The sequence below is a fragment of the Mesorhizobium loti genome (assembly GCA_014189435.1).
Taxonomy (GTDB): Bacteria; Pseudomonadota; Alphaproteobacteria; order Rhizobiales; family Rhizobiaceae; genus Mesorhizobium; species Mesorhizobium loti_G.
In genome coordinates this window covers 199,480-214,893 of record CP050295.1, presented here as the reverse complement: position 1 = coordinate 214,893, position 15,414 = coordinate 199,480, and the positions used below count along the sequence as shown (strand labels likewise).

The following is a 15,414-nucleotide window of genomic DNA, read 5'->3' as shown; positions in this document are numbered from 1 at the left end:
TTTGTGTACAAAACAGCCAAAAGTGAGCTAACTCGCTGTCAGTAAAGGTTTCTTACACGAATCCCTACCGACCCTCCCGCTCAGGAATCCCGCCCGACCCCATACGCGTGCAGGGCTGCTTATTCCGACTGAGGCGCCGGCTGCATGGGCAGCTCCGCCGGTGCGTCGACCCAGGGGTCGTCCCTACCCGCCGTCCCCTCCGATTCGCCTTCCCATTCGTCGCGCGCCTCGTACCACTCGTCGCCGATCTGCTCAAGCGTGCCGACCAGGGTGCGTTCGGCGGACGCCCGCTGTGAGGGGCTGAAGAACAGCGGCTCATGCGGCACACCCGCCATCTCGACCCCGGCTACGTCGTGCACATCCGCTGCAGCCGGCGAGCGGTGCCCGGCGACCAGCTCGAAACCCAAGGCCATCGCGCTCCGGCCGAGTCGGATCGCCTGCTGTTGGCCCCAGCCGAGCGCTCCGCTCGTAGCCATGAGGCCCTTGGACATGACGTCGCCGGCCACCCGGCCGAAGAGCAGGTAGGCCGCCGTGTAGCCGACGGTCCCGGCTATGAAGCCCGATGGGTTGGCCCTGGGGTCGTCCATGTAGCCGCTCATCACAGCGGCTACGGAGAAGGGCAGGCCGATCGTCATACCGCCGACGGTGTCGCTCACGCTGTCGTTCATCCCCGCGTGCGTGACATGCGGGCTCAGCGCTTCACGGAGCAGGAACGTCGACGAGACGACCGCATCGGCGATGAAGTCAGGTAGGGCCAGCCCGTTGTTGCGCATCAGGGCGATGTTTGACCCGAGGACGGCGAAGGCTACGGTCGCCAGCGCGAGCTTTCCCTTCAGGTCGGGGTTGTTTGCGAACGATGCGTCCAGGGTCCGGCGCACCGCCTCTAGGGGGCCTGGTGGGTCATCGCTTGCGGCGACCGGGCTCTCCTGCCGCGTCCCGGTCGCTACGAGCCGCTCAAGGCCCGTCACGATTCTGGACAGGTCCTGCTTGAAGAAGGTGAGCTGCCGATCCATGTGCGGCGTGATCCGCCGGTCCTTCTGGAATTCGCCGACGGAGCGGTTGACGTTGCTCAGACCCGCGCGCAGATCGCCCACGACTCCCTCAATGGCGTCCCTGAAGCCGTCGGGAAGATCACGCCTGCGGTTGAAGGCGCCGTTGAAGCGCAGCCGCATCGAGTCCATCAGGTCCTGCCCCAGCCGCAGGCCGAACATCATCGCCCCTTGCGCTGCCGCTGCGCCGGCGACGAAGCCGGCGTTGCGCTGCAGCGGCGCGGCCTTGGCGTAGAAGGTGGGTACGGCATAGATCAGCGAGATGAAGAAGACCAGGCTGTGCCGGTTGATGGCGTGCTTCATGAACAGCTTGGCGTCCGTTGTCGGGCGTCGCATAAGCGAGACCAGCTGTATCGCCGTATAGGTGTAGGAAGCAATGTTGAACGCAGCGTAGGTGCCAGTCTTCTGGGTGAACAGCGTGGCGAGCGGCAAGGGGTAGAGCAGAAGCGTCAGCGCTCCCTGGTATATCCGCTTCGCGGCACTCGCGTCGTGCTGCAAGGTGTGGATGTCGGTCTCGAAGCTGGTCATGACCGGCTCGAGATAGCGCCGGGCCTCTGCCAGGAACTCCGCCTCCTCTGGTGTCGACGCCTGCTTGTCCAGGTGCGACCGCAGTTCATCGACCTTCTCGCCCATGGCGGCCAGCAGCGTCTTCGGCTCTCGACATCCGGGCTCGGTGACCAGTTCGTTACGCAGCTTGCCCACGAACTCGCTGTCATCGAACTGCCGAAGCTCCTGGACGACCGACAGGTTGCCCAGGAAGGCGGCGATCCGCGACGAGCAATCGCGCATGAGCAACCCGCTCTCGACGTCCCTCGCTTCGCCGGGATTGGCCAGGCGCGGCTGGCTCGCCCCGGAACGGGCCGGTTGCGGAAGCAAATCCGGGACGCCTTCATCGTCCCCGGCTTGCACAATGGCCGGTATGACTTCGGGCCTCGAAGGCCGCTGGCTGGAGATCGACAGCAGGTCCGCGAGGCACATCGTGGTTTCCGAAGCCGGTCTCGGGCACGCGCGTGCTTGCGTGCCGTCCGTGGGCCACAGAGTGCCGCTGCCGTGTCCCGCTTCGATCTCGATGCTGCGGTCGGCGGGTGACGATCCGTCGCCCGCAACCGGGTCGTGCGGATGCGCGTTAGGGCCAAGGCTTGCGGTTTTGATTTGCATGATGGAGTCCTTGCGGGGGTAGATTGAAAGTACGTGTAAAAAGTTCACCCGGTCGACGCTTTTGCCGATCGGACGCGTTTGACGATTTCACCAACGCGGCCTCGACTGGCTTTTCCTCCGATTTTCTCTTGAATCTTTCGAATGCTCAGATCGGCTGATGCGGCAAGCACCTCGATCTCTTCAACCAACAGAATTGGGAGACTTGGCCGTCCGAGATGCTTGCCGCGCGATCGCGCCGCCTGCATTCCAGCGGTGACGCGCTCGCTAATCAAAGAGGACTCCAATTCTGCCATGGCTGCGATGATGGTGAACATGGCCCGCCCCATGGGGCTTGCGGTGTCTATCTGATCCTGAACGCTGATAAAGCGCACGCCGAGGTGATCGAATTCCTCGAGGGCGATCAGAAGGTGACGTGTGGAGCGGGCGAAACGGTCGAATTTCCAGACCAGGACACAATCGACCTCACGGTTACGAACACTCGCCATCAAGGCGTTGAGCCGGGGGCGTCCCTCGCGGCGGCCTGACACCGCAATGTCGCAGTAGTCTCCGACGATCTCCAGTCCGGCGCGCGCAGCGTAGCCATGCAACCCATCATATTGCAGATCGGGCTTCTGCTCCGGCGTGGAGACGCGCAGGTAAAGTGCCGTGCGGTTTTTGGCATGGAAGTGACGATGATTGCGTCCCAGAATGTCTTCCTTTCCGGACGGCGAATCGCTATGTCCTAACGCCTTCAATTCATACACTTTCCGTCGCCCCTTCGGCGGACCCTTTTCTGGACATCTCATGACCTCGATTGACCGCACCGCTTACCCGCGTCCTGGCGACCCTCTGACGGCTGAGGAACTGAACGTCCGCTACCTCCTGAATGAAGCCGATCTCTTCTTCGTTCGTGATAAGGCGCTCACCGATACCGGTCGCCTGACACTGGCGACGGTGCTGAAGGGCCGGCAGGACCTTGGCTACTTTCCATCGGTGAGCGACGTTCACGTCGGTACGCTCGCTTATCTGGCGGCGCAACTTGATCTGGACGCCGTGCCCCCGTTGCTCGACGAGACCCGTCAAAAGACGACGCTCCACCGCTATCGGACGGCGGTACGCATTCATCTCGGCGTGGCGGCTTATTCCGAAACTGCCGAGCAGTTGGTATCGGTCACCGTGCTTGCGGCAGCCGAAACGATGAGCGATCCGGCGGGCCTGATCAATCGAGGCATTGAAGCTCTGGGGAAGGCTTCGATTGATTTGCCGGCCTTCAGCACACTGGACCGGCTGGTCAACCACTTGCGAACCCAGGTCCACACGCGCATGTACGACCAGGTTGCAGTTCGGCTGACCGCAGATGTTGTCGCGGCTCTGGATGGATTGCTGACGGTCCCGCCGGGAGCCGCGACAACCCCTTTCAACCGGTTGAAACAGACGCCTGGGCCAGCGCGCCCAGAGACAATCAGGCTGTGGATCGAGCGCCTCCACTGGCTGAACAATTTGATTGATCCTGATCCGCCTCTGGCAGACATAACCCACACCAAGCTCCGGCAATTCGCCGCCGAGGCCCGGGCTTTGGAGGTGAGCGAACTTCTTGCCATTGCCCGGCCAGGACGGCGCTACCTTCTGGTCCTGAGCCTTCTGCGACAGGTCCACGCGCAATGCCGTGACGAACTGATCGAGATGTTGTTGCGCCGTGTCCGAAAGACGCAGGCCGCCGCCAAGGAAAAGCTCAAAGCGTTCCAGGAGCAGCACCGTGACGTCGAGGAGAAACTGATCGCTGTTCAGGGACAGGTGCTGGAAACGGCTAAGGAAGGCGAGAGCGACACCGATACTGGACGTCGCATCCGCGCTCTTTTGGCCGAGCAGGGCGGCGTCGAGGCGTTGTCGCAGCAATGTGAAACGGTCAGCGCCTGGCATCGCAACAACGATCTGCCGCTGCTGTGGCCAATCCACGCCAAAACCCGCAGCCTCTTGTTCCAGCTGCTGGACTTGATGGAGATTCGCTCGGCGACACAGGATCGCAGCCTGCTTGACGCATTGTCGATCGTGATCGAACATCGTCACGCCCGCCGTGACGAATTGGCTGGACCGCTTGAGCTGAGCTTTGCCTCGCAGCGATGGCAAAGCTTCGTGGCGAAGCGCCGTGGTGGCAGTACAGTGGTCGATCGTCGCGCGCTCGAAGTCTACGTCTTCATCCATCTGGCGGACGCGCTGCAAGCAACGGATCTGTTCGTTGTCGGCGCCGAAACCTTCGATGATTACAGGACTCAGCTCCTGCCTTGGCCGGATTGCGAAGCGCGGCTGGCAGAATATTGCGATGCGCTTGGCCTTCCCGGGAGCGGTGAACACCTTGTCGATCAATTGCGGCGAGAACTGACGGCGACAGCAGTGGCGGTCGATGCGGACTTCCCCTCCAACGCGGAACTGACCATTGACGCTGACGGCGTGCCGCACCTCAAACAGCTCAGGGCCAAGTCGCTGCCCGAGGGATTGCAGGGCTTCGAGATGGAAGTCCATGCTCGCATGCGCGAACGCCACCTGCTCGATATTCTCAGGGACGGGACTTTCTGGACCAACTTCACGCGCCACTTCGGCCCGCCTTCCGGAGCCGATCCGAAGCTCACAAGAGCCGAGCAGCGCTATGTCTTCACGACTTTTGGCTATGGTTGCAATCTCGGCCCCGTCCAGGCCGCCCGCCATGCTCCAGCTATCGCCAGCGCCGATACGTTGCGTCGCCTCAATGCCCAGCATATCAATACGTCCAAGCTCGAAGCCGCAATGACGGACCTGATCGACGCCTACAATCGCTTCCCCTTGCCGAAAATCTAGGGCGCCGGCCGGGCGGCGATCGCCGATGGCACGCACGTCCCGCTTCGCGAAAACAACCTCCTGGGTGCTCAGCATATCCGTTACGGTGCCTATGGTGGCATCGCCTATCATCACATCGCTGACAACTATATCGCGTTGTTCACCACCTTCATCCCCTGCGGCGTCTGGGAAGCGGTCCATATCCTGGACGGCCTCATGAAGAACCGATCGACAATCCAGCCGGACATCCTCCATGCCGACACCCAGGGTCAAAGCGAGCCTGTCTTTGGTCTTTCCCGCTTTCTCGGCATCATGCTGATGCCGCGTATGCGCAATTGGGGTGACGCCACCTTCTATCGGCCCGACAAATCGGTGCGCTACCAGCATATTGACAGGCTCTTCACCCGCGAAATCGACTGGAGCTTGATCTCGACGCATTGGCAGGACATGATGCAGGTCGTCCTCTCCATTCAGGCCGGCTTGGTCCTACCCTCCATGTTGCTGCGCAAACTCGGATCGCACAACCGGAAAAGTCGGCTATACCAAGCCTTCCGCGAACTCGGTCGGGTCGAGCGTACGCTGTTCCTGCTGCGTTATATCGCCAATCCCGAGATCCGGTGCACCATCCGCGCCGAAACCACGAAAATCGAATCCTTCAATGATTTCCTCGACTGGATCACATTCGGCGGTCCAATCATCAAGAGCGGGGATCCGGTCGAGCAGGAAAAGCAGGTCAAATATGCCAGCCTGGTCGCGAACGCTATCATGCTTTCAAATGTCGCCGACTTGACCGAGGCTCTTGCTTCCATGGCCAATGACGGCCTGCACGTCACTCCGAAGCTTGCTGCTGCCCTCAGTCCCTACACCCGTCGGCACATTCGCCGATTTGGAAAGTACGAACTCGACATGGACGACCGGCCTGCGCCACTCGTGCCGAAACAATTGCCCTTCGACCTGCCCCTGTGAACTTTTACATGTACTTTCAATCCACCCCACGCTGGCAGCATGCTACACGACGTTAGTCCGAATAAGCGACCCGGAACGAATCGATCCTCCTCTTTTTAGTTTGGAAATAGAAGATATTTTTCGTATTGGCATGGTCGCTCGGTCCGCTAAAACAAAGTGAGATCGGTACAGGGGGATGAGTGCGTGGACAACGCCACACTTCAAGGGTTCCTGAACAAGGGGCTGATCGACGTCGGCGGGGACGACACCAAGCTAGAGCATTTTCCGTGAACGCCGAGTCACATTTGGGATTCACGCGGTGGCGGAAGTCTGTTTCATTTTCCCTGTGATTTGCAGGGAGATGACGATGACACGCAGCTTGAGTGCGGACCTTCGCGGTCGGGTGATTTTGGCTATATCGGAGGGTGTTTCGACGCGGGAGGCAGCACGCCGGTTCCGGATCGGGATTGCTACGGCGGGGAACTGGTATCGCCGCTATCGCGAGACGGGTGAGATGGCGGCACGCAAGCAGGGCCAACCGTCGCGCTCGAAGCTTGATCCTCACGAAGCCTTCATCCTCGGCCTGATCGAGGAGACGCCCGACATCACTCTGGCGGAGATTGCCGAGAGGCTGGCGGCCGGGCATGGCGTGCGCGTGGTTCCTTCGACGATCTGGATGTTTCTCGACAGGCGCTGCGTCACGTTTAAAAAAGACGGCGCATGCCAGCGAACAACAGCGCCCCGACGTCAAGGCGCGCCGTTGCGCCTGGTTCGACGGCCAGCTCGATCTCGACCCCGAGAAGCTGATCTTCATTGATGAGACTGCGGCCTCCACCAAGATGGCGCGGCTGCGCGGGCGGGCCAAATGTGGCGAACGCTGCCGTGCGCCGGTTCCTCATGGTCATTGGAAGACCACGACCTTCACCGCTGGACTGCGGCTGAACGGCCTGACCGCACCGATGCTGCTCGACGGGCCGATGAACGGCGCCGCCTTCCTGGCCTATGCCGAACAGGTGCTCGCGCCTGAACTTTCTCCCGGCGACATCGTCGTCATGGACAACCTGCCGGCTCACAAGATCACCGGCGTTCGCGAGGCCATCCAAAGGACCGGCGCACGGCTTCTGTTGCTGCCGCCATATTCGCCCGACTTCAATCCCTGTATGGATGGCTCCTGCGGGTCAAGGGTGTCGGATCAGGTTTGGTGAACAGGTCGGTTGCGGCCATGTATACGGCGTCTGAATGTGCAACGGGATCGCTGCGCGCCCTGATGAATATCCGCTTGGAGAACAGGTCCCACTCAATCGAGCGCGCTCGAGGCGCTTCGGATTGATCGGGGTGTCCTGGTTCTTCGTCTCCGTTTGTTCGCCATCACCTCACTTTGCCCTGACCATTCCGAGAGCCAGTCAGGCTGTCTGCGGCTCGTAACGCGATCCGTCCCTGAGGACGGCGAAGATTGTTCTTGCCATGCGATGCGCTAAAGCGATGGCGACGACCTTCGCCTTCTTCCGGTTCAACATGCTTGATAGCCAATCCGATCCCGGCTCGCGCTTGAGCCTACGTCTAAGCATGATCTGCGCCATGGCGCCCAGATACAGCAAACGTCGGATATAACGGTTGCCCATCTTCGAGATCCGGCCCACCCTCTGCTTGCCGCCGGTGGAGTGCGGTTTGGGCGTGAGGCCGAGCCACGCCGCATAGTCTCTCGCGCAATCAAAATTGTCGACATCCGGCGTCGTCGCCGCGATGATCGTCGCCGTCAGCATCCCCACACCAGGGATCGTAGCCAGACGCTGGCTTGTCTCGCTTTGCTCGTAGGTCTCTTCGATCTCATCGGTCAACCGCTCGATCCGCTTGTTCGTCTCAGCCAACTGATCGAAGAGCAAACTCACGGGCATCCGGGCCACTTCCGGCAGCAGATCCAGTTGTTCCTTCAATCGATCGACGTTCTGTGCGCCCTTCGCCGCAATGATGCCGAACTCCGTCATGTGGGCTCGGATAGCGTTGCCTATCTGCGTGCGTTGGCGAACCAGAAAGTCCCGCGTGCGGTGAAGAACCAGAACCGACGAGCAGGCTTCGCTCTTGATGGCGACAAACCGCATCGAAGGGCGCGTCACGGCTTCACAGATGGCGGCCGCGTCTGCGGCATCCGTCTTCCCACGCTTCACGTATGGCTTCACATAAGACGGCGGCATCAGACGGACGTCATGTCCCATCTGCTGAAGTCTGCGTCCCCAGTCGTGAGAGCCTGCGCAAGCCTCCATGCCGATCAGGCATCGCGGACGCTTCTGGAAAAACGCGAGCAACTGGCTGCGGCGAAGCTGGCGGCGCACGAGAACCCGACCGTTCTCGTCTACACCATGAATCTGGAAGACGCTCTTTGCGAGGTCGATACCGACTGTGGCAAGCTCTGACATGGATGGCTCCTCCAAACGGGACAATGACAGCCCGACTATGGCGCAATGCGACGCCGAGAGCAGGAGCCATCCACACCATCAATCGAGATGGCGTTCTCGAAGCTCAAAGCCCTACTCAGAAAAGCAGCCGCCCGCTCCATCGATCAACTCTGGTCCGTCATCGCCGACTGCCTCGACGCCTTCAAACCGGCCGAATGCCGAAACTACTTCGAGGCAGCCGGGTATGACCCGGAGTAAGTCGAATCTGCTCTAGAGAAGCTCTCGCAGGCCGCAAAGGACCTCGGCGACGCGCTGAAAAAGAACCCGTCTAAAGCGCTGAGCTACTCCCTCATCGCGTTCGACCCCAACGCGCCCGAGGACGATCCCGTGGTCCAAGAGGCGCTGGCGGCGCTCCAGAACAGGTGGACAACCTACCGCAACACTTTCGCGGCGACGCCGATCGCGGTGATCCGCGCCATTCTGCTCGACGCGCTGGTCAATGCCGCCGCAGAGGACGACCGCGTCGGCGTGTGCTTCATCGCGTCGGCGCGCAACGCGCTCCCGCTCCTGCCCGTCGATAACGAGCGCGACATCTGGATCGGCATCGTCGAGCAGGTCGAGCGCCGCGTCGACGCCCGCGCGGAAGAAGAGTGGGCGACGCCGGAGACCATCTCGGTCCAGCCGATGAAGTACCAGGTACCGACCCTCACCGTACCAGATGTCAAGATCGGCGAGGCGTCCCAGACCGACCTGCAGAACGGCATGACCGCGGCCGCTGGCCCATCGTCTCACCACCCTCAGCAAGGTGGCGTCGCGACAGGTGGCAATCCGCACTGGCCGCAACAGCAACAGCAGTGGGTCTACGAATTCGGGAAGCGGTCCGGGACGGCGATCGCCGCCGCGATCAACGCCGCCATGTCCGAGATCGAAGTCAGCCAGCCGGACTTGGCCGAGCCTTTCAGCAAGTTGGCCACAGCGGTTTCCGGCTACGTTGACGACACGCTAAAGTCGATCAGCGCCGCCACCGCCGGGCTCCAGCGCCGCACCAATCTTCTCTGGTGGCGCGAGGCGCTGTACTCGCCCTCGGCCCGTAAGAGCTACCGTGAACTCCCGCCCTCAGTCGCCGCCGCACTCATGGCGCTCGACCTGTTCGAAACGGTCCCGCTGTTCTCGCCCGCGAGCGTGTCGGCGTTCCTGGGCGAGGCGGTCCTCCGCCTGAACGGTACAGCGGGTGGCGGCAAGCGGCCCGTGGGGGACCTCGTCGCTGAGGCCCAGGACCACGACGGACTCGCCTCGCTCCGAGCCGCCGCCGGCAACCTCGCGGCGGCGCCGGACGGGCGCGGGCCACTGCTCGCCCTGATCGGCCACCCTGCGCACACCGGCGCACGGAACGCGGACGACTTTCAGCGGCTCACCGGCGTCCCGGCCAATTCCGAGCTCGACGCGGTGGCGTGGGCAGGATGGCTCTTCCGAGAGCTCCAGGCCTCGAAGGCGGCGACAGACGCCTCGCCTGCCAAGCGTCGCTCCGCGAAGAAGGGCTGACCCGTGGAGAAGTGCGCGCAGGCGACGTGCTTCGTCCCCGACACCGGCTGCGACCTCGGCCACACGGACCTGTCGAAGTGCCCGATCTGGCATGGGGCCAAGGTAACCGACACAGCCGACGAGGAACTCTCGGGCGAGATGCTGATGCCGTGGTCCGGCAGCGCGTTGGGCTTCGCGGACCTAGGATTCGTGTCGGGGCGCGGCAAGCCCATCGTCATCGGCGTCGTGGGGCCGCAGAACGCTGGCAAGACGACCCTGCTCGCGGCATGGTACCTACTCCTCGGTCGAGGCCTGGCCGGCACCAAGGGCCAGCTATTCGCCGGATCCTACACGCTCTCCGGGTGGGAGGCGGTCGCGGGTTCGATGCGGTGGGCGCCGGGCCAGCCGCCGGGCTTCCCCGCCCACACGACCAGTCGCGGCGGAAGGGCGCCGGGGCTCCTGCACCTGACCTTTCGCGACGAGAACGGCGACCGGCCGGTCGACTACCTCTTCACCGACGCGCCCGGCGAATGGTTCCAGCGATGGGCTATCAACAGGGATTCTGACGAGGGGGCAGGCGCGCGCTGGGTGTCGGATAACGCCGACGCCTTCATGATCGTGGCCGACCGCGATGCGCTCGCCGGCGAATTGATGGGCACGGCGCGCGGCTCGCTGCAGCGCATCGCGAAGCGCCTGGGCGCGGAACGGGGCGGCCGCCCCGTCGCTCTCGTCTGGACCAAGTCCGACGTCGACATTCCTCCGGAGATGGAGGAGGCCGTCCGCGGTGCCGTCACCGACGCGATGTCCGACACGGTCGAGCACTCGGTCAGCGTGGTCGGGGCGCCCGACGGCGATCCGCTGCTGAACAAGGGCGCTGGGCTGGTCGAGCTTCTCCAGTGGGCGATTGGCGTCAGACGGCCCGGCGTCCGGCTGCCGCCGCCGGCATCAACATCCGACGACCCCCTGTTCATCTACGGGAACAACAAGCCGTGAGCCAGACGTCCAACTCGATCCTCCTCGTCGGCGAGAGCGGCGTCGGTAAGACGCACTACTGGGCACAGCTGCTCCGCCGCCTCATGCGGATCCCGGGAGCGCTGCGCATGAACGGCGCGGCCACCAACCTTGAGGCCTTCGAGGCCGCGCTCGAGAGCCTCGACGAGGGACGGGCCGCGGGTCACACCGCACGGTCCGTCAACGTCGACAGCGTCTGGCCGGTGGTCGATGCCAACGGCCGCGAGGCCGACCTGGTCTGGCCTGAATATGGCGGCGAGCAGATCAAGTCCGTGATCGAGAACCGGCGACTCCCCGACACTTGGCAAAAGCGCGTCGACGAGGCCGACGCGTGGCTGCTGCTCATCCGGCCCCAGCAGACGAGCGTCGGCGACGACATGTTCTCCAAGCCACTGGCCGGTCTGAAGGGCGTCTCGGTCGAGAACAGGGAGGTGCATCCCTCCGACCAGGCCAGGCTGGTGGAGCTGCTCCAAATGCTCATCTTCTCCCATCGGTCCACGTCCAGGTTGCACCGCCTTCCGCGCCTCGGCGTGCTCCTGACCTGCTGGGACGAGGCGGGGATCGCACAGACCCCGTCGGAGGCTCTGGAAGCGCGACTGCCGCTCGTTTCGGCGTTCGTGCGGTCGAACTGGCGGCAGCCGCTGATCATGGGCCTCTCCGCGCTCGAACGCCCGCTCAGCCCCACGACTCGCGACATGGAATACGCCAGTAAGGGTCCCGAGCACTTCGGCTACGTCGTCGAGGCGAACGGCACGAAGAGCGGCGACCTTGCCTTGCCGATCTACCACCTGCTCGACGCCGGCGACTGAGCGGACGGGAAGCGGAGGATGCGCGTCGACCAGGCGATCTACGGCACTGTCAAACTTGGGCACGCCCTCAGGTACGCGAGCGGCGACCGCAAGCTCGCGGGCGAGCTGGCGCAGCGCCTCGACCTGCCGGACACGGAGCCCCAAGGCGCCGACTGGTCGCCCGTCACGTCGGGGTTCGCCGTGCGCGACTGGTACGTTGTCGCTCGAACGTTCAGCGATCCGTCGGTTGGACGGTCAGGCATGGTAGTCACCCACGCGCTGATCTGCGACCTGGAGGAGATCGCCGCGTTGGACGACCTCCGCCCGCTGCTCGCGCACCTCATCACGTCGTTTGACGCGGCACCGGCAGCCGTCGAGGCGCTCGAGGTGACTCCGGTACCGGGAATGCCGCCCGCGACATCCGATCTCGCGGACACGGCGCAGGCGCTCGTCAGCCGCGGCTCCGGCCCGGTGGTGCGCATCGGATCGGACGGCTTCGAGAAGCTCATGGTCGCGCTGTGGGGACGCCTATGGCCCGCCCTGCGGCGCAAGCTCTACTTCCGGCTGAGCTTCGGCCCGAAGGACGTGGTGGAAAAGCCGGAGCCGACGATCGTCTGCACGCCAGCCTCCCTCGTCGGGCGGTGGCAACAGCAGCAGCGGATCGTTGGCCGGAGCGGCGCCGAGCGGCCCCAGGCCGCTGGAATGATCGACGGCTCGGCCGACGGCGCCGAGCTGCGGGAGTTCGGCGACAGGATCGGCGCGAACCTTGACGATTTCCAGGAGCTCCAGCTGCTCGAGCAGGCGCACGCCATCGCATCCACGACGCCCAACACCGTCGCGCGGCTTGTCTCGGCCACCCGGTTGATCGAGCGGCTCTCGCCGGATCCCGCGCGGGGGAGGTCGAGAAACGCACCATCGTCGAGCGGCTCGTCGAAGTACTCCCGACGGCTCAGCCATCGGAGATCCTGACGCTGCGCAACCTCGCGCTCCCGGGTCTCGAGACGAGCGGCCTCGTCTGGCAGGCGCTCGAGCTATGGTTCGAACAAAACAACTATCTTCCCTCAGACGATGCCGACATAGTGACCATCGTCGCCGACGCGCTGATCGACGACGATGCCATCGCACCCTGGCGCGAGGCCGCGAGGCGGGGCCTGGACCGCTCGGCCGTTGCGACGGGTGGCCAGTTTGCCGCTGGGTTCTGGCGCTGGGCGAAGTCCGAGGCCCGCGTCTCCGCGCCGCTCGTCGCGCTGGTCGCGAGCGACCGGAAGGGACTGGAGGCGCTCGAGGCCGCGGCCCCGACAGACCTGGATACCGCCACCGCGAAGCCGATCATCGCCTCTGCCGCCAAGCAGAAGCTCTTTCGGCTGCACGCCATCGCGGCCGGCGCGAGCATGAAGCCCGCGGACGCGGCGAGCGCCCAGAGCGCCGTGGAGCCGGGTGCCGACGTCACCGCGATGCGGCTCGCGATGCGCCGCGCGAAGCCCGGCGAGATCCTCGACGCGGTGGCCAGGGTTCCCGACGCACGGGTGCTCACGATCGCGGGCGAGGCGGTGGCGAAGGACCCGACGCTCCTGGGGAGGCGGGACATGTCGACCGCCCCGAACCGGCGCATCTGGGTGGCAGCACTCAAGGCTGACACGGGAGCGTGGCGTGGGCCTGAGGACCCGCGGAAGGCGTTCAACCAGCTTCTCGACGAGCAGATCGACGGCGGCAGGCCGCCGGCGGAACTCCTCCACCTCCTGTCCGTATCGCCGCTTGCAGACCTGACGACTTACCCGCGGAGGAGCAAGGTCTGGGATAAGGTGCCGACGGCCACCCGGGATCGTCTGCTCGCGGCGACGACTGACGCCTGGTTCGCGAGCGCGGGAGCCGGTCAGCAGAACACCACGATCGAGCCTGAACTGGTTGAACGGATCGTCCGCGATCCGCGGCTCGACCAGCTCCTTATGCGCCTCGCGGCCGGGACGCTCGCGGAAGGTCTCCACGTGATCGACGGACTCGGCGGGCTCGACCACGCGCGCTTCCGGCGGTGGGTCTCGACCGCGGTCCGCGCGGTCCGGTCGATCACCCCTGCCGATGCCGACCTGCTCGGACGGGCCGTCGCATCGCGCGGACGAAGCGACATCGTCGACGACCTGATCTCGATCTACCGGGCCGGCCGGAACGACGTCGCGCCGGTGCTCCGCCACTGCCTCGGCCTGATCGGCCTCGTCGAGCGCTGGTTCCTCGGGCTCTCGCCCGTCAGCGCCAGTGAGAAGTGGGACGTGCTCACCGAGCTGGCCGCCGAGCTCTTTCCAAACGGGCCGGACCAGGACGCGATGTGGGAGCGGTCCGGCGGACGGGACGCCGACCTTCGTCACCACGGTACCGGCAAGGAGCGTTGGCGTGGTGCGATCCGCGACATCCAAAACGGAAGGCAACCCCGCGTCTCGAGGCTGATCCAGCAGATGCGAGCCGACTTCCCCGAGAATCCCAACCTTAGGCTGATGGCCAACGACCCGCTGTTCCGGAACTGAGTCGGCGGCGGAAGACACCCGATGGAGTCCTTAATGAAATTCGACCAAGGCCGGGCGCTGATCATTGGCGTTGCCAACTATGAGGCGGTCGGGGGTCTTCCCGCCGCCGTGCTCAATGACGCGCTCGACACCGCCGAGACCCTCAAGTCGTCCGCGTACTGCGGCTATCCGGAGGCGAACGTCACTGTCCTCACCGACGACGCGTCCACGCTCGAAAACATCCGAAAAGCGCTTGCCGACCTCGCGGCGACCGCGACCGCCGACGACACCGTCGCGATCTTCTTCTCGGGCCACGGGGCGCGCATCGGCAGTGGCGCCGAGGCGACGAGCGCGCTCGTCCCCTACGATTGCAAGCTCACGGACGTCGCAGGAACGTCGCTCGGCGAGGCCGAGCTGTCCGCCGCGATCGCCGCCATCAAGGCGCCGCGGGTCATCCTCGTCGTCGACGCGTGCCATGCCGCCGGCACCGCCACGCTCAAGTCCGGCCTGGGCGAGGATGGGGAGGACGGGATCGACGAAGGGTTCGACGAGAAGTCGCTGCAGCAACTGGCGCGGGGGACCGGCCGGGTTGTGCTCGCGTCGTCGCGCGCGACCGAGACGTCTCTGGTGCTCAGACGCGAGCGGAACAGCGTGTTCACGACCGCGATGCTCTCCGGCCTCAAGGGCGCTGCCACCGCCGCCAGCGACGGGACCATCCGGGTATTTGACCTGTTCAACCACGTGTCCGAGACGGTCAGGCAGTCCGTCCCGGGAAGGCAGCACCCAGTGTTCAAGGCTAGCGACCTTGAGGAGAACTTCCCCGTCGCACTCGCGCTCGGCGGCACCAAGTCGATCTCGCCGGGCGTCAATCAGCGCCACCGGGACCTCGAGCAGATCATGCCGGACCTCTTCCCGCTCGGCCCGACGGACCAGGACATCTGGCTGCGGGCGGGCGGCGACGTCTCGCGCCTCAGGCTGAGCGGCAACGGACGAGCGCAGTGGTTCGCCGCGCTCCGCCTGATCTCCCTGGGCGGCGGCGGCAGCATTTCGCGCGAGAGCCTGATCGACGCGGCGCTGGACGAATTCCCTGCCCACCGCGAGCTCAAGGCGTTGCGCTAATCCGCTCGGCCCCTGGTCGGCGATATCCCACATTTTTAGCAAGATCGAATTCGGGCTCGGTAGGCGTTCAAGCCAATGTCGCATGCCTTAGGCAGGAAGTCAGAAGTCCAGCTTCAGACATGCTCAAGCAAATGGCGCAGCTGGA

7 protein-coding genes and 4 pseudogenes are annotated in these 15,414 nt (G+C 64.4%); 8 read left to right on the top strand and 3 right to left on the bottom strand.

All coding sequences use genetic code 11. The features are described from left to right. Positions 1 to 119: 119 nt before the first annotated feature. Both HB777_37975 and HB777_37970 read right to left on the bottom strand, forming a co-directional pair. Positions 120 to 2,207, bottom strand: a complete 2,088-nt coding sequence (locus HB777_37975; protein QND69452.1) for a type III effector — start codon at positions 2,205 to 2,207, stop codon at positions 120 to 122. A 44-nt stretch (positions 2,208 to 2,251) separates the two neighbouring features. Then, positions 2,252 to 2,950, bottom strand: coding sequence for a recombinase family protein (locus HB777_37970; GenBank protein ID QND69451.1), 699 nt, complete (start codon positions 2,948 to 2,950; stop codon positions 2,252 to 2,254). 40 nt (positions 2,951 to 2,990) lie between these two features. Here HB777_37970 and HB777_37965 point away from each other — a divergent pair. After that, positions 2,991 to 5,963, top strand: a pseudogene (locus HB777_37965) (Tn3 family transposase). A 623-nt stretch (positions 5,964 to 6,586) separates the two neighbouring features. Further along, positions 6,587 to 7,147 (top strand): IS630 family transposase, encoded by a 561-nt coding sequence (locus HB777_37960; GenBank protein ID QND69450.1) that lies wholly within the window; start codon positions 6,587 to 6,589, stop codon positions 7,145 to 7,147. 198 nt (positions 7,148 to 7,345) lie between these two features. Here HB777_37960 and HB777_37955 read toward each other — a convergent pair whose 3' ends face one another. Further along, positions 7,346 to 8,356, bottom strand: a complete 1,011-nt coding sequence (locus tag HB777_37955) for an IS110 family transposase (GenBank protein QND69449.1) — start codon at positions 8,354 to 8,356, stop codon at positions 7,346 to 7,348. Positions 8,357 to 8,437: 81 nt separating this feature from the next. Here HB777_37955 and HB777_37950 point away from each other — a divergent pair. The 6 genes and pseudogenes from HB777_37950 to HB777_37925 all read left to right on the top strand — a co-directional run bounded on the left by HB777_37950 (position 8,438) and on the right by HB777_37925 (position 15,269). Next, a pseudogene (locus HB777_37950) lies at positions 8,438 to 8,593 on the top strand (IS630 family transposase). Positions 8,594 to 8,596: 3 nt separating this feature from the next. Beyond that, a pseudogene (locus HB777_37945) lies at positions 8,597 to 9,877 on the top strand (hypothetical protein). Positions 9,878 to 9,880: 3 nt separating this feature from the next. Then, the gene (locus HB777_37940; GenBank protein QND69448.1) at positions 9,881 to 10,849 is read left to right on the top strand and encodes a hypothetical protein; all 969 of its coding nucleotides are present in this window, start codon (positions 9,881 to 9,883) and stop codon (positions 10,847 to 10,849) included. Beyond that, the gene (locus tag HB777_37935; GenBank protein ID QND69447.1) at positions 10,846 to 11,676 is read left to right on the top strand and encodes a hypothetical protein; all 831 of its coding nucleotides are present in this window, start codon (positions 10,846 to 10,848) and stop codon (positions 11,674 to 11,676) included. The genes HB777_37940 and HB777_37935 overlap by 4 nt, the downstream gene beginning before the upstream one ends. Positions 11,677 to 11,694: 18 nt before the next feature. Beyond that, positions 11,695 to 14,171: pseudogene (locus HB777_37930) on the top strand (hypothetical protein). A gap of 33 nt (positions 14,172 to 14,204) precedes the next feature. Next, a complete protein-coding gene (locus HB777_37925) occupies positions 14,205 to 15,269 on the top strand; it encodes a caspase family protein (protein ID QND69446.1) in 1,065 nt (354 codons plus the stop codon). Positions 15,270 to 15,414: the final 145 nt, after the last annotated feature.

Bases quoted from the DNA above. Each gene is read 5' to 3' on its own strand.
- HB777_37955 (QND69449.1), bottom strand. From the start codon at position 8,356: ATGTCAGAGCTTGCCACAGTCGGTATCGACCTCGCAAAGAGCGTCTTC.
- HB777_37975 (QND69452.1), bottom strand. From the start codon at position 2,207: ATGCAAATCAAAACCGCAAGCCTTGGCCCTAACGCGCATCCGCACGAC.
- HB777_37960 (QND69450.1), top strand. From the start codon at position 6,587: ATGGCGTGCGCGTGGTTCCTTCGACGATCTGGATGTTTCTCGACAGGC.
- HB777_37925 (QND69446.1), top strand. From the start codon at position 14,205: ATGAAATTCGACCAAGGCCGGGCGCTGATCATTGGCGTTGCCAACTAT.